Source organism: Microvirgula aerodenitrificans DSM 15089 (assembly GCF_000620105.1).
In the GTDB taxonomy this organism is placed as follows: domain Bacteria; phylum Pseudomonadota; class Gammaproteobacteria; order Burkholderiales; family Aquaspirillaceae; genus Microvirgula; species Microvirgula aerodenitrificans.
Genome location: NZ_KK211073.1, coordinates 39,393 through 46,020, shown reverse-complemented (window position 1 = coordinate 46,020; position 6,628 = coordinate 39,393). Strand labels below are relative to the sequence as shown.

Here is a 6,628-nt window from a genome sequence, read left to right as displayed (position 1 = left end):
CCTGCGCCTGCTCGGCACGGTCGGCGAGCCGATCAACCCGGAAGCGTGGATGTGGTACTACGAAGTGGTTGGCGGCGGTCGTTGCCCGATCGTCGACACCTGGTGGCAGACCGAAACCGGCAGCGCGATGATCGCGCCGATGCCGGGCGCGGTGGCGACCAAGCCGGGCAGTTGCACCCTGCCGCTGCCGGGCATCATGGCCGATATCGTCGACGAATCCGGCGCGCCGGTCGAACTTGGCAATGGCGGCTTCCTGGTCATCAAGCGTCCGTTCCCGAGCCTGGTCCGCACCATCTGGAACGATGCCGACCGCTTCCGCAAGACCTACTTCCCGGACGAGTTCAACGGCCAGTACTACCTGGCCGGCGACTCGGCGCACCGCGACGAGGACGGCTACTTCTGGATCATGGGCCGTATCGACGACGTGCTGAACGTATCCGGTCACCGTCTGGGCACGATGGAAATCGAGTCGGCGCTGGTGGCCAACCCGCTGGTGGCCGAAGCCGCCGTGGTCGGCAAGCCGCACGAGGTCAAGGGTGAGGCCGTGGTGGCGTTCGTGGTGCTGAAGGGCCCGCGTCCGACCGGCGACGCCGCACGCCTGCTTGCCGTGGAACTGAAGAACTGGGTGTCGCACGAAATCGGCAAGATCGCCCGACCGGACGAGATCCGCTTTGGCGACGACCTGCCGAAGACCCGTTCCAGCAAGATCATGCGCCGCCTGCTGCGCTCGATCGCCAGGGGGGAGGAAATCACCCAGGACACGTCGACGCTGGTGAACGGCGAGGTGATCGCGCAGTTGCGCGAGGCGATGTAGTTCCGGTCGCCGAGATAAAAAAACACGACGACCAGTCCCTGGCGTCGTGTTTTTTCTGGCCCGTCAGATTCAACCCGGCTTGCGGCAGGCCATCAGGTAGTTGACCGAGGTCTCGTTATCGAGATGGTAGGTGCGGGTCAGCGGGTTGTAGCGCATGCCGCTGATATCGGCCAGTTCCAGTCCCGCGTTGCGTGCCATGCGCGTCAGTTCGGACGGCTTGATGAAACGCGCATAGTCGTGGGTGCCGCGCGGCAGCCAGTTCAGCACGTATTCGGCACCGACCACCGCCATCAGGTAGCTTTTCAGATTGCGGTTCAGGGTGGAGAAGAACACCCAGCCACCCGGTCGGGCCAGCGCGGCGCAGCTGCTGACCACGCTTTGCGGGTCAGGCACGTGTTCAAGCATTTCCATGCATACCACACGATCGAAGCTGGCCGGCTGTTCTGCCGCCAGCGCTTCGACCGCCACGCAGCGGTAGTCGATGGTCAGCCCCTGGTCGAGCGCGTGCAACTGCGCCACTTTCAGCGATTTCTTCGCCAGATCGACGCCGGTCACGGTCGCGCCGCGACGCGCCAGCGCTTCGGTCAGGATGCCGCCGCCGCAGCCGACGTCGACCACGCGCGCCGCATCCAGCGGCGCGTGGCGGTCGATATAGTCGGTCCGCAGCGGGTTGATCTGGTGCAGCGGCTTGAATTCACCGTCCAGATCCCACCATTTGTGGGCCATCTGGCTGAATTTGTCGATTTCGGTCTGGTCGACGTTCTGGCTCATGATTCCTGTCCTGTCAGTCTCCGCCGCCTCAGCGGGCGGCAATCTTGTTGCGCCAGGACTCGGCCACTGCCAGCAGGGCAGTATGGTCGAGCGTGGTCAGCGTGCGTGCGGCGAGCAGGTGGCGTCCGTCGACCCAGACGTCGCAGACCTGTTCGCGGCCGGCGGCGTACACTACATGCGAGATCGGATCGAAGGTCGGGGCGGTTTCCACCTGGGCCAGGTCGAGGGCGATGGCGTCGAAACGCTTGCCGACTTCGATCGAGCCGGTCTTTGCGCCCAGTCCCAGCGCCCGGGCGCCATTCAGTGTCGCCATGCGCAGTGCGGTGGCAGCCGGCACGGCGGTCGGGTCGAGGCTGCCGACCTTGGCCAGCAGCGCGGCCTGGCGGGTGTCGGACAGCATGTCGAGCTTGTTGTTCGACGCGGCGCCGTCAGTGCCGATGCCGACATTGACGCCGGCATCCAGCAGGCGCTGCACCGGGGCGATGCCGCTGGCGAGCTTCATGTTCGACGTCGGGTTGTGGGCGATATGGACGCCGCGGCGGGCAACCAGTTCGATCTCGTCGTCGCTCATGTGCACCATGTGTGCGGCGATCAGGCGCGGGCTGAGCAGCCCCAGCCGGTCGAGGCGCGCCAGAGGGCGCAACTGGTGCGCCTTCAGGCTGTCGTCGATCTCGCCGCGGGTTTCGTGGATGTGGCAGTGGATCAGCATGTCTTCCTGCTCCGCCAGCGTGACTACCTTGCGGAAGGTGTCGTCGCTGACGGTATACGGGGCATGCGGTGCCAGGGTAAACGTCACCAGTTCCTCGCCGATGAATTCGCGCCGCTCGGCCAGCGCCTTCTGCAGGTATTCGTCGGCGCTGCCTGCATACGGGGTCGGGAATTCGAGGATCGAGCAGCCGACAAAGGTGCGCAGGCCGGCGGCGAGGCCGGCGCGGGCGACCGCACCATGGAAGAAATACATGTCATTGATGGTGGTGGTGCCGGAGCGGATCATTTCCGCCATGGCCAGCAGCGTGCCGTCGTAGACGAAGTCGTCCTTGACGTGCTTGCCTTCTGCCGGCCAGATATGGTTTTGCAGCCAGTCCATCAGTGCCAGGTCGTCGGCATAACCGCGCAACAGCGTCATCGCCGAGTGGCCGTGCAGGTTCACCAGACCGGGCATCAGCACATGATTCGGCAGCGACACGGTATCGTCGGCGGTCCAGGCGGCGCGTTCGGCCGGCGGAACGATGGCGACGATGGTGCCGTCGCGGACGGCGATGCTGTGGCGTTCGAGTACGGTGGCGTGCGGCTCGACCGGAATGATCCAGCGGGCATCGATGAGCGTATCAGCGTGGGACATGGACTGGCCTTGGATGAAAGTTGCGGCGAGTGTAGGCGGGGTCGGCGGGGCAGGCAACCCGTGCCGGACCGCGAGCCGGGAAACGGGAGAGTGACAATGAGTGACTGTCATATCGTCAGTGCGCGGGTCTACGCGCCGGCGGACTGGCCGGCTGGCCATCGGGTGCTGGTCGACCGGCTGTGGCCGCGCGGTGTCCGCAAGGCGGCGCTGGAAGGTGTGGAGTGGAACAGGGCGGTGGCACCGTCGACCGGGCTGCGTCAGGCATGGCATGCCGGCGAGCTTGATCCGCGCGGCTTTGCGCTGGCCTACTGCAATGAGCTGGCTGCGGCGCCGGACGGCTGGCGGCCGCTGCTGGCCGGACTGGCGCGTGGCGAGACGCTGGTGTTGCTGACGGCCGTGCGCGATGTCGCGCACAGCCATGTTCCGGTGCTGGAGCAGTTTCTGCGCGCGCGCCTGGCAATGCCCGGTGATGCGCTGGCGTCGCCGGTCTGTTATGCGCCCGAACTGGACGGCAAGCGCCGCGACTGACCGCGCTCAGTCCGTGCCGGTTGCTGTCCGCCCCGCGCGCCAGGCGAAACGCGCCGGATCGCAGGCATCGACCAGGTCTTTTTCCACCGGCAGCGGTTCTCCGCAGATCTGGCTGGCGAGCAGTTCGCCGGCCAGTGCGCTCCAGGCCAGTCCGCGTGCGCCATAACCGAGCGCGCAGTACAGCCCGGGCTGGCGGGCGATGCGGTCCAGCCGGACGCTGGTGCGGGTGCCGGCAATGTCGACGGCGCCGACCAGCGGCAGGCGGTCGGGCGAGGTCGGGCGGTCACAGCCGCGGCCGTCCAGTTGCGCCGGATCGATGCCGGCCGAGGCGCCGGGCAGCATCGCCTCCAGCTTGGCCAGGTTCAGTGCATGCCATTGCGGCGCGGCCTCGCTGTCGGGCGGGGCCGCGGTCGCACCCAGCGCGCGCAGGCCGCGAAAGGCCGGGGTCAGGTAGGCATTGCGGCACAGGACGGTATCGGCCAGCGCCACGGCTGCGGCCGGCAGCAGGGTGACCACGCGCCGGCCGCGGGTCAGCGGCAGGTGGGCGGTCTGGGCCAGGGTCGAGGTCGCGGTGGCGATCACGACCACCGGTGCACGGGCCAGTTCGCTGCCCTGACTGTCACGGGCGATCCACTGGCCCTCGTCGTCCCGCGCCAGTGCGGCGACGTCGACGCCGGTGTGCACCCGGATCAGCTCCGGATGGCGGGCCAGGGCGGCAGCGCACCAGGCCGGCGGGTGGATCCAGGCGGCGGCCGGAAACCACCAGCCGCTGCTGGCGACGGGGGCTCCGGCGCGTGCGCTGGCGGCGTCGCGGTCCAGCCACTGCACGTAGTCGTCCGGGTAGCCGCTGTCGACGATGCGCCGCTGCAGCGTGGCCTGGGCTTCGTCGCGTGCCAGTTGCAGCACGCCGTCCTGATGCCAGTCGCGCAGTCCGGGCAGCGCTGCCAGATGGCGCAGGGTATACAGATAGCCGGCGCGGGCCAGTCTCGACTGCAGATTGTCATCGGCGCTGAGGACCGGCAGCAGCACGCCGGCGTGGTTGCCGGATGAGCGGGTGGCAATGGCGGCTTCCCGTTCCAGCACGGTGACCTGCCAGCCGCGCGATGCCAGTCGCTCGGCCGCCGCGGCCCCGGCCATGCCGGCGCCGATGACCAGCGCCTGCCGGGCAGGCCAGACCGGTGCACGCAGTGGCTCACGATGCAGGTAGGGGCCGGCGAGCATGTGCAGCTTGCCGCCATAGCCATCGTGGCGCACCACGGCAAAGCCGCAGGCGTTCAGCCCGCGGCGCACAAAGCCCGCTGCGGCATAGGTTGCCAGCGTTGCGTCCGGCCGTGCCAGCCGCGACAGGCTGCGGAACAGTTCCGGGGTCCACATGTCCGGATTCTTGGCCGGGGCGAACCCATCCAGATAGAAGGCGTTGAAACGCCCGGACAGGCGCGGCAGTTGCTCGGCGGCATCGCCGAATACCAGGGTCAGGGTGACGGCGCCGTCGTCGAAGTGCAGCCGGTGCATGCCGGCCGTCAGCGGTGGCCACTGGGCAAGCAGCCCGGCCGACAGGCCGGCGAAGTCCGGCCAGCGCGCATGCAGTCGCTGCAGGTCTTCGCGGCGGAACGGGAATTTCTCCACCGAGACAAAATGCAGGCGCGGGCAGCGCTGTGGATCGGCGCGCCAGGCGGCCCAGGTCACCAGGAAATTGAGGCCCAGCCCGAAGCCGGTCTCGAGGATGGAATAGGTATCGTGCCCGCGCCAGGCGGCGGGGAGGCCATTGCCGGTCAGATAGACATGACGCGCCTGCTCGGGGCCGCCATCTGCGGTGTGATAGACATCGTCGAACCGGGGCGAACACGGGGTGCCATCGGCGGCAAGGGACAGGGTGGCGGGCAGAATCGGCATGGCCGACATGATAACGGATGGGGTGCGGAGGTCGCAGGGAATGGCAGGGGTGGGCGGGGCTTGCCGCCGCTGCCCATTTGTGCTGCGGGCCGCCTGCCGGTCAGACCGGCATCATAGTCCCGGCAAGGGAAGGGAAATTGATCTGGGTCAAGTTATCCGGCTAATGCATGGCGCATTGTAATCAAGAGACAAGAAGACAATTGCCTGAGAGAGAGGAATGCTACAGATGACCGACAACACGAAACCGACCCCGGGCGCCGAGCCGGCAGCCGCGACCGACGACAGCAAGGCACCCGCGGCAGAAAAGAGCAGCAAGACCTCCTCGCGCAGCAGCGCTGCCAGCCGTGCCCATGAGCAGGCCGTGGCCGAGATTCAGGCCATCAGCGAGGGGGCGACGGCGATGCAGGTCGCCCTGGCGCCGCACGGCACCAGCGAAGACAGCACCTATGCACCGCTGCCGGCCGGTTACCCGTACCGTACCCGCCTGCGTCGTCCGGAGTACGAGCAGCGCAAGATCGAACTGCAGATCGAGCTGCTGAAAGTGCAGAGCTGGGTCAAGTCGACCGGCCAGCGCATCGTGATCCTGTTCGAAGGGCGTGACGCGGCCGGCAAGGGCGGCACCATCAAGCGTTACATGGAACATCTGAACCCGCGCGGCGCCCGCGTGGTGGCACTGGAAAAACCGACCGAGGTCGAACGCGGCCAGTGGTATTTCCAGCGTTATATCCAGAATCTGCCGACCTCGGGCGAAATCGTGTTCTTCGACCGCTCGTGGTACAACCGCGCCGGCGTCGAACGGGTGATGGGCTTCTGCTCGCCGACCGAATATCTCGAATTCCTGCGCCAGACGCCGGAACTGGAACGCATGCTGGTCAACAGTGGCCTGCACCTGTTCAAGTACTGGTTCTCGGTCAGCCGCGAAGAGCAGCTGCGCCGCTTCATTTCGCGCCGTGACGACCCGCTCAAGCACTGGAAGCTGTCGCCGATCGACATCCAGTCGCTCGACAAGTGGGATGAGTACACCATGGCGAAGAAGGCGATGTTCTTCCATACCGACACCGCCGCCGCCCCGTGGACCGTGATCAAGTCGGATGACAAGAAGCGTGCACGCCTCAACTGCATCCGCCATTTCCTGTCGGTGCTCGACTATCCGGACAAGGACCACAGCGTGGTCGGCCATGGCGCCGATCCGTTGCTGGTCGGCAATGCCACCTCGATGCTGGAAGCCGAAGAAACGCGCATCGACGCCTTCTGACGACTCCCCGCATGACCGCATGGGC

The 6,628-nt window shown here is 67.1% G+C and carries 6 protein-coding genes; 3 read left to right on the top strand and 3 right to left on the bottom strand.

The annotated features are described in order from the left end of the window. Window positions 1-814: AMP-binding enzyme (locus Q352_RS0119120; RefSeq protein ID WP_028500695.1), on the top strand; the 814-nt coding region annotated here is incomplete at its 5' end. A 69-nt stretch (window positions 815-883) separates the two neighbouring features. On the opposite strand, the gene ubiG is transcribed toward Q352_RS0119120, so the two are convergent. Next, on the bottom strand, window positions 884-1,585 hold the full coding sequence (gene ubiG / locus Q352_RS0119115) for a bifunctional 2-polyprenyl-6-hydroxyphenol methylase/3-demethylubiquinol 3-O-methyltransferase UbiG (RefSeq protein WP_028500694.1): 702 nt from the start codon (window positions 1,583-1,585) through the stop codon (window positions 884-886). Window positions 1,586-1,613: 28 nt separating this feature from the next. Continuing rightward, a complete protein-coding gene (locus Q352_RS0119110; RefSeq protein ID WP_028500693.1) occupies window positions 1,614-2,927 on the bottom strand; it encodes a TRZ/ATZ family hydrolase in 1,314 nt (437 codons plus the stop codon). Between the two features lie 96 nt (window positions 2,928-3,023). On the opposite strand from Q352_RS0119110, the gene Q352_RS0119105 reads away from it, so the two are divergent. Beyond that, window positions 3,024-3,455: a DUF488 domain-containing protein gene (locus Q352_RS0119105; protein ID WP_028500692.1), complete on the top strand. Its 432-nt coding sequence runs from the start codon at window positions 3,024-3,026 to the stop codon at window positions 3,453-3,455. A 6-nt stretch (window positions 3,456-3,461) separates the two neighbouring features. Here the strand turns inward: Q352_RS0119105 and mnmC are convergent, their stop codons facing one another. After that, window positions 3,462-5,348, bottom strand: coding sequence for a bifunctional tRNA (5-methylaminomethyl-2-thiouridine)(34)-methyltransferase MnmC2/FAD-dependent 5-carboxymethylaminomethyl-2-thiouridine(34) oxidoreductase MnmC1 (mnmC, locus tag Q352_RS0119100; protein ID WP_028500691.1), 1,887 nt, complete (start codon window positions 5,346-5,348; stop codon window positions 3,462-3,464). Between the two features lie 400 nt (window positions 5,349-5,748). On the opposite strand from mnmC, the gene ppk2 reads away from it, so the two are divergent. Beyond that, the gene (ppk2, locus tag Q352_RS0119095; protein WP_199489879.1) at window positions 5,749-6,603 is read left to right on the top strand and encodes a polyphosphate kinase 2; all 855 of its coding nucleotides are present in this window, start codon (window positions 5,749-5,751) and stop codon (window positions 6,601-6,603) included. Window positions 6,604-6,628 lie beyond the last annotated feature (25 nt).